The organism is Ketobacter sp. GenoA1 (genome assembly GCF_003671475.1).
Taxonomy (GTDB): Bacteria; Pseudomonadota; Gammaproteobacteria; order Pseudomonadales; family Ketobacteraceae; genus Ketobacter.
On the sequence record NZ_RCHM01000007.1, the window covers coordinates 250,169 to 266,714 of the forward strand.

The 16,546-nt window shown below is 54.0% G+C and carries 22 protein-coding genes; 1 reads left to right on the forward strand and 21 read right to left on the reverse strand.

The window, feature by feature from the left end:
* Window positions 1-20: 20 nt before the first annotated feature.
* The 18 genes from nifM to nifE form a co-directional block, all read right to left on the reverse strand.
* On the reverse strand, window positions 21-887 hold the full coding sequence (gene nifM / locus D9N13_RS01165) for a nitrogen fixation protein NifM (protein WP_290584866.1): 867 nt from the start codon (window positions 885-887) through the stop codon (window positions 21-23).
* A complete protein-coding gene (locus D9N13_RS01170) occupies window positions 871-1,320 on the reverse strand; it encodes a nitrogen fixation protein NifZ (RefSeq protein WP_290584867.1) in 450 nt (149 codons plus the stop codon). The genes nifM and D9N13_RS01170 overlap by 17 nt, the downstream gene beginning before the upstream one ends.
* A gap of 29 nt (window positions 1,321-1,349) precedes the next feature.
* Complete coding sequence (gene nifW, locus D9N13_RS01175) at window positions 1,350-1,703, reverse strand: nitrogenase-stabilizing/protective protein NifW (RefSeq protein WP_290584869.1); 354 nt, start codon at window positions 1,701-1,703, stop codon at window positions 1,350-1,352.
* 18 nt (window positions 1,704-1,721) lie between these two features.
* A complete protein-coding gene (locus D9N13_RS01180) occupies window positions 1,722-2,240 on the reverse strand; it encodes a hypothetical protein (protein WP_290584871.1) in 519 nt (172 codons plus the stop codon).
* Between the two features lie 10 nt (window positions 2,241-2,250).
* Window positions 2,251-3,039, reverse strand: coding sequence for a serine O-acetyltransferase (gene cysE / locus D9N13_RS01185; RefSeq protein ID WP_290584873.1), 789 nt, complete (start codon window positions 3,037-3,039; stop codon window positions 2,251-2,253).
* Window positions 3,003-4,202, reverse strand: a complete 1,200-nt coding sequence (gene nifV, locus D9N13_RS01190) for a homocitrate synthase (protein WP_290584875.1) — start codon at window positions 4,200-4,202, stop codon at window positions 3,003-3,005. The genes cysE and nifV overlap by 37 nt, the downstream gene beginning before the upstream one ends.
* Window positions 4,203-4,242: 40 nt before the next feature.
* Complete coding sequence (gene nifS / locus D9N13_RS01195; protein WP_290584877.1) at window positions 4,243-5,451, reverse strand: cysteine desulfurase NifS; 1,209 nt, start codon at window positions 5,449-5,451, stop codon at window positions 4,243-4,245.
* A gap of 15 nt (window positions 5,452-5,466) precedes the next feature.
* Entirely contained in the window at window positions 5,467-6,393 is a 927-nt protein-coding gene (gene nifU, locus D9N13_RS01200) for a Fe-S cluster assembly protein NifU (RefSeq protein ID WP_290584879.1), read from the reverse strand.
* A gap of 63 nt (window positions 6,394-6,456) precedes the next feature.
* Window positions 6,457-6,780 carry an iron-sulfur cluster insertion protein ErpA gene (gene erpA, locus D9N13_RS01205; protein WP_290584881.1) on the reverse strand — a complete coding sequence of 108 codons (324 nt, stop codon included), beginning with the start codon at window positions 6,778-6,780 and terminating at the stop codon, window positions 6,457-6,459.
* A gap of 219 nt (window positions 6,781-6,999) precedes the next feature.
* Window positions 7,000-7,776, reverse strand: a complete 777-nt coding sequence (locus D9N13_RS01210; RefSeq protein WP_290584883.1) for a DUF364 domain-containing protein — start codon at window positions 7,774-7,776, stop codon at window positions 7,000-7,002.
* Window positions 7,776-8,180, reverse strand: a complete 405-nt coding sequence (locus D9N13_RS01215; RefSeq protein WP_290584885.1) for a hypothetical protein — start codon at window positions 8,178-8,180, stop codon at window positions 7,776-7,778. The genes D9N13_RS01210 and D9N13_RS01215 overlap by 1 nt, the downstream gene beginning before the upstream one ends.
* 12 nt (window positions 8,181-8,192) lie before the next feature.
* Window positions 8,193-8,516: a (2Fe-2S) ferredoxin domain-containing protein gene (locus D9N13_RS01220; RefSeq protein ID WP_290584887.1), complete on the reverse strand. Its 324-nt coding sequence runs from the start codon at window positions 8,514-8,516 to the stop codon at window positions 8,193-8,195.
* Window positions 8,517-8,522: 6 nt separating this feature from the next.
* On the reverse strand, window positions 8,523-8,822 hold the full coding sequence (fdxB, locus tag D9N13_RS01225) for a ferredoxin III, nif-specific (protein WP_290584889.1): 300 nt from the start codon (window positions 8,820-8,822) through the stop codon (window positions 8,523-8,525).
* Between the two features lie 71 nt (window positions 8,823-8,893).
* Complete coding sequence (locus tag D9N13_RS01230; RefSeq protein ID WP_290584891.1) at window positions 8,894-9,103, reverse strand: CCE_0567 family metalloprotein; 210 nt, start codon at window positions 9,101-9,103, stop codon at window positions 8,894-8,896.
* A gap of 48 nt (window positions 9,104-9,151) precedes the next feature.
* Window positions 9,152-9,619, reverse strand: a complete 468-nt coding sequence (locus D9N13_RS01235; protein WP_290584893.1) for a NifX-associated nitrogen fixation protein — start codon at window positions 9,617-9,619, stop codon at window positions 9,152-9,154.
* Window positions 9,620-9,705: 86 nt separating this feature from the next.
* Entirely contained in the window at window positions 9,706-10,182 is a 477-nt protein-coding gene (locus tag D9N13_RS01240; protein WP_290584895.1) for a NifB/NifX family molybdenum-iron cluster-binding protein, read from the reverse strand.
* Window positions 10,183-10,184: 2 nt separating this feature from the next.
* The gene (gene nifN, locus D9N13_RS01245; protein ID WP_290584897.1) at window positions 10,185-11,579 is read right to left on the reverse strand and encodes a nitrogenase iron-molybdenum cofactor biosynthesis protein NifN; all 1,395 of its coding nucleotides are present in this window, start codon (window positions 11,577-11,579) and stop codon (window positions 10,185-10,187) included.
* A 12-nt stretch (window positions 11,580-11,591) separates the two neighbouring features.
* Window positions 11,592-12,998, reverse strand: coding sequence for a nitrogenase iron-molybdenum cofactor biosynthesis protein NifE (gene nifE, locus D9N13_RS01250; RefSeq protein WP_290584899.1), 1,407 nt, complete (start codon window positions 12,996-12,998; stop codon window positions 11,592-11,594).
* A gap of 438 nt (window positions 12,999-13,436) precedes the next feature.
* Between nifE and D9N13_RS01255 the strand changes: the two genes are divergently transcribed.
* Window positions 13,437-13,568, forward strand: a complete 132-nt coding sequence (locus D9N13_RS01255) for a hypothetical protein (RefSeq protein ID WP_290584901.1) — start codon at window positions 13,437-13,439, stop codon at window positions 13,566-13,568.
* Window positions 13,569-13,608: 40 nt separating this feature from the next.
* Here the strand turns inward: D9N13_RS01255 and D9N13_RS01260 are convergent, their stop codons facing one another.
* The 3 genes from D9N13_RS01260 to yghU form a co-directional block, all read right to left on the reverse strand.
* Entirely contained in the window at window positions 13,609-15,030 is a 1,422-nt protein-coding gene (locus D9N13_RS01260; RefSeq protein WP_290584904.1) for a hypothetical protein, read from the reverse strand.
* Between the two features lie 211 nt (window positions 15,031-15,241).
* The gene (locus D9N13_RS01265; RefSeq protein WP_290584906.1) at window positions 15,242-15,607 is read right to left on the reverse strand and encodes an MmcQ/YjbR family DNA-binding protein; all 366 of its coding nucleotides are present in this window, start codon (window positions 15,605-15,607) and stop codon (window positions 15,242-15,244) included.
* A 75-nt stretch (window positions 15,608-15,682) separates the two neighbouring features.
* Window positions 15,683-16,534, reverse strand: a complete 852-nt coding sequence (yghU, locus tag D9N13_RS01270) for a glutathione-dependent disulfide-bond oxidoreductase (protein WP_290584908.1) — start codon at window positions 16,532-16,534, stop codon at window positions 15,683-15,685.
* Between the last annotated feature and the right edge of the window lie 12 nt (window positions 16,535-16,546).

Below are 16,546 nucleotides of genomic sequence, written 5' to 3' on the forward strand. Positions count from 1 at the left end.
GCCTGAGAACCTGCGGGGAACTACTTCCCCGGGGCACTCAGAACGTGCTTGAGCCAGCGCTTTTGTTCACGAACCTTCTGCCGCTGTGTTAATTGTTCCTGCAATGTAGGCAGTACGTCTGCCAGGGAGGCCCGGCTGGCTGGTTTGATAGCTTCACACTGCAGGATGTGGAAGCCGGTGGATGTCTGTATTACGTCGCTAATGGCACCGGCCTGCATGCCAAACAAAACGGCATCCAGCTCCGGATACAGCGTACCGCGCTTTACCTCTCCGATCAGGCCGCCGTTCAAGGCTGAAGGGCATTCCGAATTCTGCAGCGCCTGCTGCTCGAATCGGTGCGGGTGCTTCAGCAACCGGGCATGGATTAACGCAATACGCTCCTGCGCTGCCGCCTCAGTATTTTCTGCGAAGTCACTGTTAATAGTAATCAATATATGGCGCACCACCCGCGTTTCCGGCTTTTCAAATTTCTCCGGGTGCAGGTAGTAATATAAACGGGCTTCGGTTTCGTCCACCGGATCAACGTCGCTGGTGACATAGTTCATTACCGCTTCAACCCGCAGTTCACGCTCCAGCGCATTCAACAGCGCATCTTCGCTCAAACCGAATGCCGCCAGCGCTTCTTCAAAATCATCGTCGGATTCATAGCGCGTGCGAATCATCTGTACCGCTGAATCCAACTCCGATGACGGCACCGCCACCTGGCGCGCCTCCGGCTGCTGCAATATGGCCTGCTCCATGAACATTTCACGCCGTGCAATGTCAGTGGCCTCCCGGGCCTGCTCCCGGCTCATGCTGTCGGGGTTGGTGCCGAAGCGCTCGTTGGCAATTCGTAACAAACGATAGTTGATGGTGTCACTGGTGGATACTTCAGCTTGCAGCGTCATCGTCTTCCCCTGCCAGGGCCTGCTCGGGAATCTGGTAGATATCATCACCGAATCGCACCAGATAATACATTCTGCCCGGTTCGCGCATGACCTTTTGAATCTCACCCACCGTGCCTTTTTCGGCAATGATCTGGCCTTCACTGGACAGCGCCACCCGTGTTTTTACCCGATCCCGAAACTCAAACCGGTTGGGGATCCATTCGTCTGTGGCCCGTATCAATTCTTCCTCACGACATCCCACCGTGCGCCCCTGATCCAAAAAGTGCACACGATAGATCAACTGATCCTGCAGGTAGGTCCCCACATCATAGACGCATCCGATGGAACCCCGCTTGATCAACAACTCCCCCACTTCCATTCCGGGATAGGTTCCATCATTACGTACGTTGCGTATCAGCCGTACTTCTTCACCATATTCATACGCAGGTTTCATGAGATCACCTCAGTAACGGTTTACCATCGTTACTCTTGTAGCAAGCTGTCCACAGAGACAAAGGTGGTTTGCGGCCCCTGCATCTTGAACACTTTAAATACCTTTTCGGTCAGCGCATCGGATTCCACAAAATCCTGATACGCGCGGGTCAGCAACGCGGTGTACACCGCCGCCATGGCGTTGTCGTTACCTTCACACTGGGCAACGCTTTCTTCATTCTGGGATAGATAGTCATGAAAACGTTGCATGATGTGCAGACGGTTTACATGGACCACACTGGCATCGAACGGAATATCAAAAAAGTTAAGAAAATCCTCAGCCGAACTGAGTTCTTCCATGGCATCCTGCAACTCACCGTCTTCGTACTTGGCTTCCGCATTCATGTTGTTCACCTCACAGAGTTATAGTGGTTGCGCTGTGCGCTCACTGACCTGGGCAGGCCCCATCGCCTGCAACAGGACCCGCGCCCCCAGCCGATCATTGTTGTCCAGCTCAATTACTTTGTTGAGCATGGCCACGCCTTCCTGAATATTCCCCATACGCAGATTGAGATAACCTGCCCCCTTCAACGCCAGTAAGTAAAAGCGCACTACCGTAAAGGAATGCAACACACCATTGGCCAAGTCTGAGAAATTCAGCTCACGCCAGTGCGGGGGAAACTCGATCTCGTCTGCCACGGCCGCCATGGATTCGTAGGCAATCCTGAGCGCATCCTGATAGCGATGCTGGTAGTAGTAAAAGCGATACAGAGCAACCAGCACCGTTAGATTGGTTGGTGCCATCTCGTACGCTTTGATCAAACAGCTCTCGGCACCGCCCTTGGAGTATTGCTCCGATGCAGACAGAATCAGCTGCTCCACATCCGCCGGCACTTCATCGTCAAAATAAAGCTTTTGTCCTTCAAAATCCTGCAAATCCATAACGCTATCCTCACACTTGTTTCAGCGCTCGTTCCACCTGGCCACCGGGGCAGTCACTTTCACAGACCTGATTATCGGTTTCGCAACTGGCGTAACCGGTTGCCGCCAGACCGGTTTTTAACTGCATTTCCAACACATCAATCCGGCTTAACAAACAGGCAATGGCTTTGCCTACCGGATCGGGAATCAAGTGGTGATCCAGGTCGATGCCGTAGGGGTTTAACTGTCCGGCTTCACGCAGCTTTACGACTTTGCCGGGAATACCCACTACCGTGCAGCTGTCAGGTACATCTTCCACCACCACGGAGTTGGCACCCACACGGCAATGGTTGCCCACTGTGATGTTGCCGAGTATTTTGGCGCCCGCCCCCACCATCACGCCATCCCCCAGGGTGGGGTGCCGCTTGCCTTTATTCCAGCTGGTGCCGCCCAGGGTAACTCCGTGATACAAGGTCACATCATTACCCACCACAGCGGTCTCACCCACCACCACACCGGCGCCGTGATCGATAAAAAACCGCTCTCCGATTCTGGCACCGGGGTGAATGTCCACATTGCTCAGCAATCGGCCCAGAAAGGAAAGAAAACGGGCAGGATAACGCCAGCCTCTCAACCACAGCCGACTGGAGACCCGGTGGATCATCACCGCATGGACACCGGGATAGGTGGTTAACACTTCCAACACATTGCGGGCAGCTGGATCTCGCTGAAACACACTGGCGATATCATCACGCCATTGTGCCCACAAGCCTTTGCTGGTACTCACTGTACTGATGCGATCACTGGCAGGGTTTGACATGACTCTACTCCCGGTTGGGCAGGTTTGGTTTGGCCGTTAACCAGGGCCACGTACCGTAATAAAAGATCTTTGGCCTGAGGGCTGCGTTTGGTGCGGGTAACATCGGAGCGGACCTGCTGCAGTAGGATGGGCACTTGCCACTCTGCCAACTCCACTCCCAGATCCTGATAGGCTTTCACCAGCATATGCTTGCCGGAATGCTTACCCAATACCATCCTGTGCTCGCGCCCCACCTCACTGGGATCCAAGCCCTGGTAATTGCGCGCATCCTTCAACAGCCCATCCACGTGGATGCCGGCTTCGTGGGTGAACACACCTTGCCCGACAATGCTCTTCTGCCAACCCACATAGCGGCCGGATGCCTGCTCCACCAGGCGTGACAATGCCGGCACCCGACGGCTGTCGACACCGGTATCGATACCATGCAGATGCTTCAGGCCCAACACGCACTCTTCCAGCGCCGCATTACCGGCCCGCTCCCCCAAACCGTTCACCGTGGTGTTGATATGGGTTGCACCGGCCAATACGGCGGCCAAAGTATTGGCTGTCGCCAGGCCGTAATCATCGTGGGCATGCATTTCAATTTCCAGATCACAGTGGGATCGCAGCTGCTGAATTTTCTGCATGGTACTAAAGGGCTGCAGAATGCCCACCGTATCCGCAAAGCGTATGCGACGTGCACCGGCCTGCTGAGTTGCCGCGGCCACCTGCAGCAGAAAATCCATGTCGGCGCGGGAGGCGTCTTCACAGCCAACACACACATCAAATCCAAGATCCAGCGCCGCGCTCACCATACGCTGAATTTGGGTGATGACCCAGCCCCGGTCCCGACGCAGTTTGTTCAGAATCTGCTGATCCGAAACGGGGATGGATAAATCCACAATATCCACACCCACGTCCTGCACGGCCAGCAGATCTGCATCAAACATCCGGCACCAGGCCATCAAACCGGATGACAAACCAAGATCTGCAATGGCCTGCATCACTTCCCGCTCTTCCTCACCCATGGCGGGAATACCAATTTCAAGCTCGCCCACACCCATGTCGGACAGCTGCTGAGCAATGGCCAGTTTCTCATCGGCGCTAAACGCAACACCGGCGCTTTGCTCACCATCCCGCAGGGTGGTGTCATTGATAACAACTTGGGGTCGATGACTGCTCATGACGACATCCTCACTGCGTTGCGTGGGTCAAACCATTGGGTTAAGCGTAAACCGGAGCAAATGCCTGGTCCGGATTTTCCACCGGGCCATTCTCACCCCAGTACGGCGACAGTTTCCTGAGCTTGGCGACAATCGGCGGTATCGCCTCAATCACCCGTTCCACTTCTTCCATGGTGTTATAACGCGACAATGAAAAGCGAACCGTTCCGTGCGCGGCCGTATAGGGAATGCCCATGGCTTTCATGACATGGGAAGGCTCCAGCGAGCCTGAGGTACAAGCCGAACCGCTGGAAGCAGCAATCCCCATCTTGTTCATCAGCAGCAGAATCGCTTCCCCTTCAATGTATTCAAACGCAATGTTTAAGGTATTGGGCAGACGGTTATCCACGTCACCGGTGGCAAACGCATTGGGAACCTGTTGCAGAATTCCTTCCTGCAGACGGTCCCGCAAGGCTTTAACAAACGTGTTTTCGTATTCCATGTGCTTCATGGCCTGTTCGCAGGCCAGCCCCAGACCCACTATGCTGGCGGCATTTTCAGTGCCCGCGCGGCGCCCGCGCTCCTGGTGTCCGCCACGCAGCAAGGGGCGGAAACGGGTTCCCCGTTTCAGGTACAGAACCCCCACACCTTTGGGCGCATGCAATTTATGGCCGGACAGGGAAAGCATGTGAATGGCGGTATCCTGCAAATTCATGGGTATCTTGCCCACCGCTTGCACGGCGTCGGTGTGAAACATCACACCGGCCTCATCCGCCATTTCCGCCATTTTTTCCACTGGGAAAATTGTGCCGGTTTCGTTGTTGGCCCACATCACACTGACTATCGCCACATTGTCGCTCAGCAGTTTTGCGTAAGCGTCCAGGTCCAGCCGGCCTTTACTGTCCACTTCCAGTTTATGCACCGTGTAGCCTTCGGTTTCCAGGTACTCACACAGATTGAGCACCGCAGGATGCTCCACCACTGTGGTGATGATTTCCCTGCGCTCAGGCTGGGCTTTCAAAGCGGACAAAATCGCCGTGGAATCAGACTCGGAACCACAGGAAGTAAAGATGATTTCAGAATCGTGCTCCGCACCCAGTAAATTCTGTACCTGCTTGCGGGCCTGTTTTAACGCAAAACCCACCTTGTTACCAAAACTGTGCAGTGACGACGGATTACCGAACTGCTCAGTGAAAAACGGCAGCATGGCTTCAACGATTGCGGGATCCACCATGGTGGTCGCATTGTTATCCATATAGATATCATTCATGACCCTCTCCTCTCTCTAGGCTACCGCTGGACGTTCGCTGGCGGGTATCACCTTGATGAATTCACCCAGGGCTTCTATCAGTTTCTGCTGAATACCACCCAGGGTCATGGCTGCCATCTGGCAACCACTGCAGGCGCCCACCAGATTGACGTAAACCACTTTGCCGTCAACGTCCACCAGCTCCACGTCGCCATTATCGGCTTTCAGTGCAGGGCGTAACGCTTCCAGAACCTCTTCTATTTTGCGAATACGTTGCACCAGAGTCATACCGCCGCTGGCAGCAGCGGGTGCCGGAGCTTCGATTTCCACCAGATCCGATTTTTTCGCGGCCTGCTTCTTCTTGCCCGAGCCCGCCGGGGTGAACACCTCACCACGGGCCGCCAATTCTTCACTGAGAATATTTTCGATCGCCTCATGACAGGAGGAGCAACCACCACCGGCTTTGGTGTAGTTGGTGACCTCCTCCACGCTGCTTAAATTATTGGCCTTGATGGTATCGCGCACCATGACGTCATCAATGGCAAAGCATTTACAGACCAACGCACCTTCTTCATGGTCGTCACTCCATTCCTCACCGCGATAATTCGCCACCGCTGCCTGCAATGCTTCCCGGCCCATCACGGAACAGTGCATTTTTTCCGGCGGCAAGCCATCCAGAAAATCAGCAATATCCTGGTTGGAGATCTGCAACGCTTCGTCCAGTGTTTTACCTTTCACCATTTCGGTGAGGGCAGAAGAGGATGCAATGGCAGAACCGCAACCGAATGTCTGAAAACCTGCATCCAAAATAATTTCCGTTTCCGGTTCCACCTTCAGGGTCAAGCGCAGAGCGTCACCGCAGCTAATTGAACCCACATCGCCTACGCCGTTTGCATCAGCCACCGCGCCGGCATTTTTGGGGTTGTAGAAATGTTCTTTCACTTTTTCTGAGTAGTCCCACATGATCTCAGCTCTCCTGATGCGATTCGTTTAAAGGGGCGTCAAAGTGTCGGAATATGCCGACACTTAGCAACTGAACGATTTTCCACAACCACAACTACCGGCAGCATTGGGGTTCTCGAATTTGAATCCGCTGCCTTCCAGGCCATCAAGAAAATCAACGGTAACACCCAGCAATAACTGAGCGCTGCTGGGATCCACCAAAACTTTTATTCCGGGGAACTCCACCACCTCATCATCCTGAGCCACGTCTTCCTCCAGGCGCATACCGTATTGGAAGCCGGAACAACCACCGCCTTCCACCTTGATGCGCAGACCGGCTATGGGCTTTTCAGCAGAATCAATGAAGCGTTTGACGGCGGACACAGCGTTATCGGTAAGGTGTATCATGGCGGTTTCTCCGGTAGCTAAAGCGTTTGGGAATCGATACATTTGCGTTCCCAGAGGAATTTGCAAGCCATGTGCCAGAGGTTTTAGAGAAGGCTCACCTTGTTACTTATCAAAGAGTTACGATGGCTGTCAGGGTTTAGAAGGCTGTCGTAAAGTTCACGGGGGCAGGGCTTTGTCGCAATTGCGACAGCAGGCAAGGAAGCCTGCGCGGGGCAATTGTCACAGAGGCAACAATTGGTAGGCTACAGACTCACCAAAAATGTTGGTACCACCTCCTTCCAGCAGGATTTGCAGCAAGCGTTCGGCATCCCGGATCTGCACACCCGCCAGATAATTCACGCCGAAATCCGCCCATTCCGCCAACCACGGCATACTGGGCCCCATCAGCACCACTTGTGCATGTCGGCTCAGATTTAACAGATGCGGTAAGGTTTTGTTGGCCATGCTGCTGGCGGTGATAAACACCCAATCGGATCGCGGTAGAATCCAGTCCGCCGCCGCATCCGGCAGGTCGCCCGGGCCGGGCCGACGCTCTATGCAGTGGAAATCAAATTGACCCTGATAACGATCCAGACCGGGATAGCGCCCGATAATGGCGACCCGGCTGCCGGCGAGCCGGCCTTTGAAGTGTTCGAACACCGCCAGATGGGGTGCTTCGGCACAGTGTAGTGCCTGCGCCCTGGCCGGCAATGGTGAATGGTAATTGATGATAGCGTTGGCCACCGCCGCCCCCACAGTGGCATCACAGGTATTCCAGTGCAGCAACCATGACACCAGCTCTGCGGCATCACGGCCCGCCAGCGAGCCCGGCCAGGACAGATTACGGGGAGCATCGGTGGGGCTGAAACACAAGCCCCGCGCCATGCCCCCATCATCCATCCGCACCGACGCCAGCGACCAGCTTAAGCCCAGCGCCACCTGTTGTACAACACCGGGGTGGCGGGCACGGGCCATGATCAGCTCATATAATGTATGGGCATCCAGACTGCCGGACATCAGGCACCCAGGGCGGGCAACAACCTCAGCTCCGACTTAAGCTGCGCTTGTGTTCCCCAGGCAGTTACTGCTTCCACAAACCAACGTTCATCCGTTGGGTGGGGAACCAGAATATCGAATTCAGCAAATACCTGACCGCCCTGGTGGATCAGTACACTGCCCGTGCGAGCCCCGGATTCTGTGCGCCACTCACCGGCGAAGGTACGGCTGCCATCATAGGGATCCGTTTGCATCTGGTGACTGGCTAATTGTTTTGGAATGCGCGTCCCCAGGTGGCCAAGCCCGCTGCGCTCCAACTCCGCCACCAACGCGCTATGAACCTGCGCCACACCGGACAGAGCTTCCTGCTCACGCAAATCCTCGCGGCAGGGTTCATGATCAGTTGTGTTCCGGTCATTTATCATCAAACAACGCCCTCACCAGACTTCCGCCGGTGCCAGTTTTTCCGTAACCACTTCGCCACCCACCAGGTGTTGATCGATTATCTGATCCACATCTTCAGGTTGTACGTCCATGTACAAGGTCGCCCCCGGAAAGATTAAAACGTTCGCGCCAGCCTGACAGGGGCCCAGGCAACCTGTGGGCACCAGGGACACCTTGTTGAACAGATTACGGGAAATAATGGCTTGAGAGAAAGCCGGCATGAGTTTGTCGGCCCCTTTTTCCGAACAACTGCTGCGCGGGTGGCCTGCCGGCCGTTGCTGACTGCAAATAAACACGTGATACTCAGGACGTGGCATATGCAATTACCCCGCTACGGCTTCGTGTGTATGACATTTTTTAGGACAAACGGCAGCACAGGATTTGCATCCTATACAGTCCATGGCGTCCTTGATGCTCATGACCATCATTTCATCGTCGTCATCGTAAAAATCATCATCGTCGTCGACTTCCTCGCCACGATCCACCAGCTCAAACACATCCCGGGGGCAGACTTTATAGCAACGCCCACAGCCAATGCAGGTTGATGCATTGAGATCAGTAACAAATTCAGGCACCCACTCAGCGCCACCCCGGGTACGGCCGACTATTACATTGTCTGTCATGACACACCTCTCTCCACACCCCTCTCAAAGGTGTCGGTTGATTACTTCCAGGTTTTTGAAATGACCTGACCTCAGCCTTTGGCAGCAGCTTCGTATTTGGCTTTGGCGCTGGCCCATTCTTCACAGGCATCCACAGCCTTCTGTGCCAGATCAGGCAATTCCTGATAACTGCTCCAGAGACTGTCTTCCACCACATCGTGAATTTTCGATGCCCAGTCGGTGGCAATTCGCTTTTTACTGCTCACCTCTTTCTTCATCGCTTTCAATTCATCTTCGGTCATTGGATTTCTCCCCCTTGTTCACTGTTAACAATCGACTTTCTGTCAACATTACAACTTGGCTACTTCGCGGTGATCGTTCACCAGGGTAATGGCCTTACTGGTGACCTTTTCCACTTCAGCAATCAGTTTTTCCAGCGAATCAAAGCCAAAGCGATGCACATCACGCAGGGTTTTATCCACCACGATCAGTTTGCCCACCGTTACAATGGCACGGCCGAAACCTTCATGGGTAAGATTCACCATGGGCACCGCCATCAAACCGGATTCCCGCTCAATCGTCGAGGCGATGGCATTGTAGTAAGCCTTCAATCGCGCAATGGTGGTTTCATCCGGATCGCCCACCACGGGGATCTCCCGCCGCCGCTCTTTCGTCAGAATCATCGGATCAAGAACCTTGGCGTCGGTCCAGGTGTCATAGGTACCATAACTGTCCAGCGCCCGCAGTTGGGTTACCACCTGCTTGACAAAGGGGTGGGTCATGTGGGGATTATTTTCTTCAACAACGGCGTCAGTCATGATATGCCTCTCATTAATGTTACTGTGCTGTATGTTTCAACTTCAGATCATCAGAAGCTGCTGTTTCAATACGGTAAAACCTAATCTCACTCCAACCACCCATCCGCTTCCATAGCGTCAAATGCATGGCTGCCCATATGCCGGTTACGTTGAATGGCTTTCGCCAACCAAGTGGATGGCCCCTCTCTCAGCTCCTGTTGCAAACTGTCGATCAACTCATCAATTCGGGCACCCTCGGTTACTTTCACTGGCTGAATCCCCAACTCCAATAACTGACGTACCGCCGATGCACCACAGGCACGACAATACACGGCAATACAACCTTCCAGCAGTGCCAGCTTCCCCGCCAGTTTGTCCTCCGACTCGTCGGCAGATAGCTCTGCAAATTCACTGACGGTCAGTAGCTGGATCTGTTCCGCATCAACACCGTAGATGACAAACGAACAGGCTGAGCCAAAATGCTGATCCACCAGCTTGCGGTCTGAAGACGCAAACGCCACTTTCATCAGTGTCTCGCTCTGGCCATCATCCAGAACTCTCAACTGCCGAGTGGGTCCACCCATTGCTAGTGCCTCCATTGCTGCTGCCGGTTTTCAATGTACTGTGGCGAATCCTGTTTTTGCGCGTAGATGGAATGGTAGGGCTGAGTTTCCTGGTGATGCGCCATAACCAGGTTTGCCAGATCGAACAACGCCTGGGACGTACCACGGTAGCCAAACCAACAACGTTGAAAGCCGCCTACCAGGTCGTACTGGGGAAAACCGATACGCAGAATGGGCACACCCAAACGCTGTGCGCTCGCCACCGCATGACTGTTACCCAGCACCAGCTGAGCACCTTTTTCCCGCGCCACTTTTTCCAGATCTTCCAGATCGCCGATATGGACCTGCTCCACATCCAGTGATTCCAGTGCGATTCCTTTTGCCGGGACCACCGCTGCGACCGTCTCTGCCCCCATCCCGGTTAACAGGCGGTGGAAGCCCGACAACATATCCGGATCAGCCGCAATGGCTATACGCGACTGACCCAGCATAAAGTGAGTATCCAGCATCGCATCCTGCAGCTGCTTGCGCTGCCGTCGCCACCGCTCAGGCACGGGATTGTCGCTCAGGTTCGCCAGTGTGCTGAACCAGTCGTCCACTTCATCCAATCCCATCAAATGCCCGAAACGAAACACCGGAATATCGCATTTCTTACGCAACAACTCTGCCGAGGAAAACAGGCTTTCCCCTACGGCCAGGGTGGCAATGCTTTCACAGGCCGTTGCAACGTCATCCACGGAGGTGCCCCCCGCGGTCAAAGGATTAAAAGGGCTTTCATCCAGGTGGCCGTCCAGCGAACCGGACAGATCCGGAATCATCAAAGGCCGCAACCCAAAGCTTTCAATGCTTTCCGCAACGAACTCCAGATCCCCGGGGGTCAGATTCGCGCCGCACAATACATTCACCTGACGCTGCCGCAATCCCTTTCGGCTTTTATCATCAGGTACCAGCGTATCGATGATGCCCTTGACCGCCAACGCAAAACCGCTTTCAAAACTGCCACTGAAATCCGGCGTATTCACTGCTACCACGGCGGTCTTATCATATTCGGGAAATTTTTCGCGAAACTCCCAGGTGGCACGCTTGATGTCGGCACCCTGCGTTTCCGCCAAACCGGTGGTCACCAAACCAATCAACGACGGATTACTCTTTTCACAAATGGTTTTCAGCGCTTCAACAATATTGCCATCGGCGCCCATCACTGAACTGACCTGATCCATGGCGGTGGTTTGCAGGGGCACCGGTTCGCGAAAGTGACGCACAAAAAACACTTTGGCAAAAGCAGTACAACCCTGGGAGCCATGCATCAAAGGCATGGAGCGGGCGATGCCCAAAAAGGCCAATGCACCGCCCACGGTCTGGCTGGTTTTCAGGGGGCTGACGGATAATGGTTTTTTACGTTTTATGATCTCTGGCATGGCCGTCTCCCCTTATCCATTCACCGTCAACAGTTCACCTGCGGTCTCAACCCAGGGTGCGGGCCGGCGCACGGCATCCCATACCGGGCTTTCCAGCGTCAGCGTTAATTGCCGCACCAATTCAAGCATGCCCTCATAACCTGCGTATCCAAACTCCCGTTCCTGATTGATGTCCAGGAACGGAATCTTGGCCTTTAACGCGGTATACATGTTACGGCCACCGGCAATCAGGATGTCGGCCTTGTAATCCGCCACCGTCTGCAACAGCACCTTGGGGTTGCCCTCATCCAGCATTTTGACATCATCACCCATCAGCTCACGGATGCGGGCTTTATCTTCTTCAGTGGATTTCTTGGTGCCCGTTGCCACCACTTTCATTCCCAGATCCTGCAACGCCGAGATCACCGACCAGGATTTAACGCCACCGGTGTACAGCAAAACCCGTTTGCCGTTAAGGCGTTCACGCCAGGGCTCCAATGCAGCCCGCACACGTTGCTCTTCCCGCTGGATCAACGTTTCAGTTCGACGGCTAAGATCATCATCACCAATCAGGCGGGCAAAATCCCGCAGCGCCTGCGAGGTGTCGGTGATGCCGTAAAAACTGCCTTCAAACCAGGGGATGCCGTAGTTCTCTTCCATTTTTCGCGCTACGTTCAGCATCGCCTTGGAACACACCATCATATTGACTTCGGCTCGATGCATGGTCTGTACTTCACGAAAGCGGGCATCCCCGGACAGGGTGCACAACACCCGAATTCCCAATTCATCCAGCAACGGCAATACATGCCAGAATTCACCGGCAATGTTGTATTCACCGATCAGGTTGACATCGTGTACACGAATGCCTTCCCGCTCAGTGCCCGCCGGTAACGGATCCGGCTCCCGGGAACCAATGACGTACTTCACCATGGCTTCACCGGCGATGCGGTTACCAAGATTCTTGGTGCCATAAAAACCCGCTGCGTCCACCGGCACCACCGGCACACCCCAGCGTTCCTCTGAGGCCCGGCATACTGCGTCCACATCGTCACCAATCAATGCCGGCACACAGGTGTTGTAAACGAACACTGCCGGTGGCTGATAATCTTCAATGGCCTGCTTGATGGAATGAAACAAACGTTTTTCGGCACGCCCCATGACCACATCCTGCTCCGTGAGGTCAGTGGTCATGCCGATGCGGTACAAATCCGCACCGCTGGAGCGGGTGCCTCGGTTATCCCAGGAGCTGCCGGCACAGGCGATGGGTCCGTGCACAATGTGCGCTACATCCGCTATGGGCAGTAACGCAATCTGCGCCCCGTCGAAGGCACAGCCACCGGCCGTGGAACCGGGCTTGGGCTTGGCACAACCGGACTTCTCCTTTTTGTTGTGGCTGCAAGCGGGCTCATCCAACAGTTCTGCAATGTCCTTAGCTTTCATGGCGCGACCTCTGATAATGGCTGACAACGGCAACCGCAAGGAGTTGGGTGCAATGGCCATACCACCACTTAACTCATTGTTTTAAAAGATATTGGCGGAGATGATGGTGTGTCGCCAATGCGACAATAAAATTAGGATTGCGTGATCTGCGACAGAGTTTCCGTAAACAGCACAAAAGGCCTGTGCTCAATGTCGGGTTCCATACACAACGACCTAACCGCCGTGGTGCATTGCCGAACCGGGTACGCGCTATACGTGTGAACAGGTATAAAAGAAAGGGGCCAGTAACCGTTTGAATTCATGATGATTCAGCACCGAATCAAACGCCATAGCCCGTAGGCTGGACCGTAGCAAGGGGGGCGAAGACCACAGACAGGCATAAGGATTGCAAAAGCAGAGCCACCATCGGATTGACCCAGCGTCAACTGGAGACACGCCATGCGCCTAAAGCCTGCACACACACTATTACGCCCACTGTTAATGCTGCTGGTAATGGTGGCCTATTTTGCTCTGGGGGATGATCAAGTAACCCAGCTGGTTGCACTCTACACGCCGGCAACGGGGTTTTAACCACTACACCGTTACCAGCGCCAGAGAACAGCTGACGATTTTAACGATAGAGGTTCAGGCGATGGGTACAGTCCACCCATTCCCCGGTGCAATAGAATGTCGCACTGGCCACCGCCCCATCCGGCAGGAATACAGAGTTAAACAAGCTGCCGTTACCTGGCGTCACGGAGTCAGGTACAACGTACAGCTGACTGTATTCAGAATCCAACACTCCCCGCCTAACCCAGGGCGCTTCCGTCACGCTGCGCAGCATCTCTCCAGCTGGCGTAAACACATGGTGATTGATGACTGCCTCATCAAATCCCCGAATGTTCAGGTCGACGCTGATTTCAGTGTTGTCTTCAAATGCGCTGAGATCGAACTCGGTACCGGTCACTGCCATGTGCCCACCGCTCAGGCTCAACTCAAGCGCTCCCTGTTGATTGACCTGGGCATACTTTGCGGTAAAGATTTCGGACACCCCTGACAACTCACGGGACCAATTCAGATTACCAACGCCATCGTAATGGGATACCCAGGCTTTCTGCAACACGGGCAGGAGCGGGCGCCTGCCTTGACTGGTGTAGCGTATAGCGTAATAACCACCCTGCTGATCCGCCAGAAATTTCTGATTCCATTTATCCATAAAGCCTTCACTGATCACGTCGCCGTTCTGATTCAGTAACAGCCTGTCGTTGTCGACCATGGCCAGGATCTGATCATCATCGTAAGTAAAAACGTAGAAGTAGCCAGCACTGTATTCAAACTGCGACAGCACATTCATCTGCTCATCAAAGCGCATCGCAATGCCTGAATTGCCATCGGGGTTCACTCCATCATTATAAGTTCCGGTCAACAGAATGGTTTCACCATCAGACTTTATATCGGAGAAACAGCGATCCCGAAACACCAAGGGGTCCACCTCTCCTGCGGCGTTTACCTTAAGCAGAACACAGCCTGTTGAATCACCGAAGTACTGGCGATCACTCATGTAACCGGTTAGAAACAGCGCATTGCCCAACACAGCAGCCGAGGACTGGATGTACAAGTTCTTTCCGGCATCCACAAAGCTCTGATCCAGACCCACCCAGACATTCTCTGTTTTCCCATTCAGGTAGAACACCTGTTCCGCATCTGGGTTAGTTACGTATACACCGTTTTCCTGGTCCGGATAAAACAGATTCGGCCATGGATAACCATTGGCGTAACTGGCCACATTCATCATTGTGGACTTCAACACCTCACCCTGTAGATTCACTTCCCGTAAAGCAACCTGCCCCTGGCCATAATCGAACACCATGTGATACAGCGATTGCTGATCAGCCGCGGAAAACACGTAGCCCCGGGTGGCGTATCCATTTCCAAAATCCACAAACCACGACGGTAATGTTGCCCCACCACCACAAGCAATGATCAGCAATCCCAGCAGTACGGATAACGGCCTGACTTTCAACGATTTGATTTTACCCAATGTTATTTTCATTGTGATTAGTATCCTTACTAACAAATAAATAAGAGATCTTTAGAAATAATGAACATCAATGTATCACCGTGGATAACACATCGACCGACGTTATGCTAGCACACCTCCCTGATTACAACCGAGCACATTATTCTTATTCAGCCATGGCCTGCTGGCGCCAGCAACCATCTATACACGACCACACGACCCATGACACGGCCCATGCACTCACTCAGGAATCGCCACCGCGTATTTCACGTTGTACTTTCTTGGGCAAAGCGGACAACGCTGTATCGTAGGACCACTGAATCAACTCCCGGAGATAGGCTTCATCCATCGACGCCACCTTGACCACCGTCACCCAATGGAACCGATGCATATAGCGGGCAGGCCGGATACCGGGCTGATCGGTGAGTTCCAGAAATCGCTGAGGCGTGGCACGAAAACTGAAACGCCACTGTTCCGGCTCACTGGTTTTGAAATAAGCGAACTTTTTGTCTGCCACCGAGTACGTCAGTATATTCGCCGGGTGGCCGGATATTTTCTCTGTCACACCGGCAAACGACCGGCAAAACTGTTTAACCGAGGCAACATTCATAGCGGCAGGTACCTGCTTTGAAAACGCATTCATCATACTCGCAAAAGCATGACGAATGCATCACAACAGGTGCGGTTAAGGGCGATCAAAATCGCTGGCGGCGTGGCGCTCTCTGAGCTGTTCTTCTTCCGGCCCCCAGAACCGGTTAACCCGCCAGCCCCGTTGCACGGGCGGACGTTGCCAAAGCATGTTTGCCCAGCGCATCACATTTTTATAGGAACCCACATCCAGAAACTCCGCAGCGTTATACAGTTCGCCACGCACCAACCCGCCATACCAGGGCCAGATTGCCATATCGGCAATGGAGTATTCCGCTCCCGCCATAAATTCGTGATCTGCCAAATGACGGTCCAATACGTCCAGTTGGCGCTTCACTTCCATGGTAAAGCGATCAATGGCGTATTCAATTTTCTCCGGCGCGTAACTGTAAAAGTGGCCGAAGCCTCCGCCCAAAAACGGTGCCGACCCCATCTGCCAGAACAACCAGTTAAGCGCCTGGGTACGGCCATGGTGCCCTTGCGGCAGAAAACGCCCAAACTTGTCTGCCAGGTACAGCAGGATGGATCCGGATTCAAACACCGGTGTGGGCGTTGCAGTGGAGTAATCCACCAGCGCCGGTATTTTGGAATTGGGGTTGATCTCCACAAAGCCGGACGAGAACTGCTCTCCCTCCAGGATACTGATTAAGTGGGCATCGTATTCCGCCCCCTGCTCACCGGACGCCAATAGTTCTTCCAACAGGATTGTGACTTTCTGGCCGTTCGGTGTTCCCATGGAGTAGAGCTGCAGCGGGTGCTCTCCCACCGGCAGTGCTTTCTCGTGGGTGGCACCGGCAACCGGGCGATTAATACTCGCCCAGTTGCCGCCGTTGTCCTGTTGCCATTGCCACACCCTGGGGGGTACATATTGCGGGGTGTTTTGTGCCATAAACATTGTCCT

Bases quoted from the DNA above. Each gene is read 5' to 3' on its own strand.
- nifM (WP_290584866.1), bottom strand. From the start codon at position 887: ATGACGCTGCAAGCTGAAGTATCCACCAGTGACACCATCAACTATCGT.
- D9N13_RS01170 (WP_290584867.1), bottom strand. From the start codon at position 1,320: ATGAAACCTGCGTATGAATATGGTGAAGAAGTACGGCTGATACGCAAC.
- nifW (WP_290584869.1), bottom strand. From the start codon at position 1,703: ATGAATGCGGAAGCCAAGTACGAAGACGGTGAGTTGCAGGATGCCATG.
- D9N13_RS01180 (WP_290584871.1), bottom strand. From the start codon at position 2,240: ATGGATTTGCAGGATTTTGAAGGACAAAAGCTTTATTTTGACGATGAA.
- cysE (WP_290584873.1), bottom strand. From the start codon at position 3,039: ATGTCAAACCCTGCCAGTGATCGCATCAGTACAGTGAGTACCAGCAAA.
- nifV (WP_290584875.1), bottom strand. From the start codon at position 4,202: ATGAGCAGTCATCGACCCCAAGTTGTTATCAATGACACCACCCTGCGG.
- nifS (WP_290584877.1), bottom strand. From the start codon at position 5,451: ATGAATGATATCTATATGGATAACAATGCGACCACCATGGTGGATCCC.
- nifU (WP_290584879.1), bottom strand. From the start codon at position 6,393: ATGTGGGACTACTCAGAAAAAGTGAAAGAACATTTCTACAACCCCAAA.
- erpA (WP_290584881.1), bottom strand. From the start codon at position 6,780: ATGATACACCTTACCGATAACGCTGTGTCCGCCGTCAAACGCTTCATT.
- D9N13_RS01210 (WP_290584883.1), bottom strand. From the start codon at position 7,776: ATGTCCGGCAGTCTGGATGCCCATACATTATATGAGCTGATCATGGCC.
- D9N13_RS01215 (WP_290584885.1), bottom strand. From the start codon at position 8,180: ATGATAAATGACCGGAACACAACTGATCATGAACCCTGCCGCGAGGAT.
- D9N13_RS01220 (WP_290584887.1), bottom strand. From the start codon at position 8,516: ATGCCACGTCCTGAGTATCACGTGTTTATTTGCAGTCAGCAACGGCCG.
- fdxB (WP_290584889.1), bottom strand. From the start codon at position 8,822: ATGACAGACAATGTAATAGTCGGCCGTACCCGGGGTGGCGCTGAGTGG.
- D9N13_RS01230 (WP_290584891.1), bottom strand. From the start codon at position 9,103: ATGACCGAAGATGAATTGAAAGCGATGAAGAAAGAGGTGAGCAGTAAA.
- D9N13_RS01235 (WP_290584893.1), bottom strand. From the start codon at position 9,619: ATGACTGACGCCGTTGTTGAAGAAAATAATCCCCACATGACCCACCCC.
- D9N13_RS01240 (WP_290584895.1), bottom strand. From the start codon at position 10,182: ATGGGTGGACCCACTCGGCAGTTGAGAGTTCTGGATGATGGCCAGAGC.
- nifN (WP_290584897.1), bottom strand. From the start codon at position 11,579: ATGCCAGAGATCATAAAACGTAAAAAACCATTATCCGTCAGCCCCCTG.
- nifE (WP_290584899.1), bottom strand. From the start codon at position 12,998: ATGAAAGCTAAGGACATTGCAGAACTGTTGGATGAGCCCGCTTGCAGC.
- D9N13_RS01255 (WP_290584901.1), top strand. From the start codon at position 13,437: ATGCGCCTAAAGCCTGCACACACACTATTACGCCCACTGTTAATGCTG.
- D9N13_RS01260 (WP_290584904.1), bottom strand. From the start codon at position 15,030: ATGAAAATAACATTGGGTAAAATCAAATCGTTGAAAGTCAGGCCGTTA.
- D9N13_RS01265 (WP_290584906.1), bottom strand. From the start codon at position 15,607: ATGAATGTTGCCTCGGTTAAACAGTTTTGCCGGTCGTTTGCCGGTGTG.
- yghU (WP_290584908.1), bottom strand. From the start codon at position 16,534: ATGGCACAAAACACCCCGCAATATGTACCCCCCAGGGTGTGGCAATGG.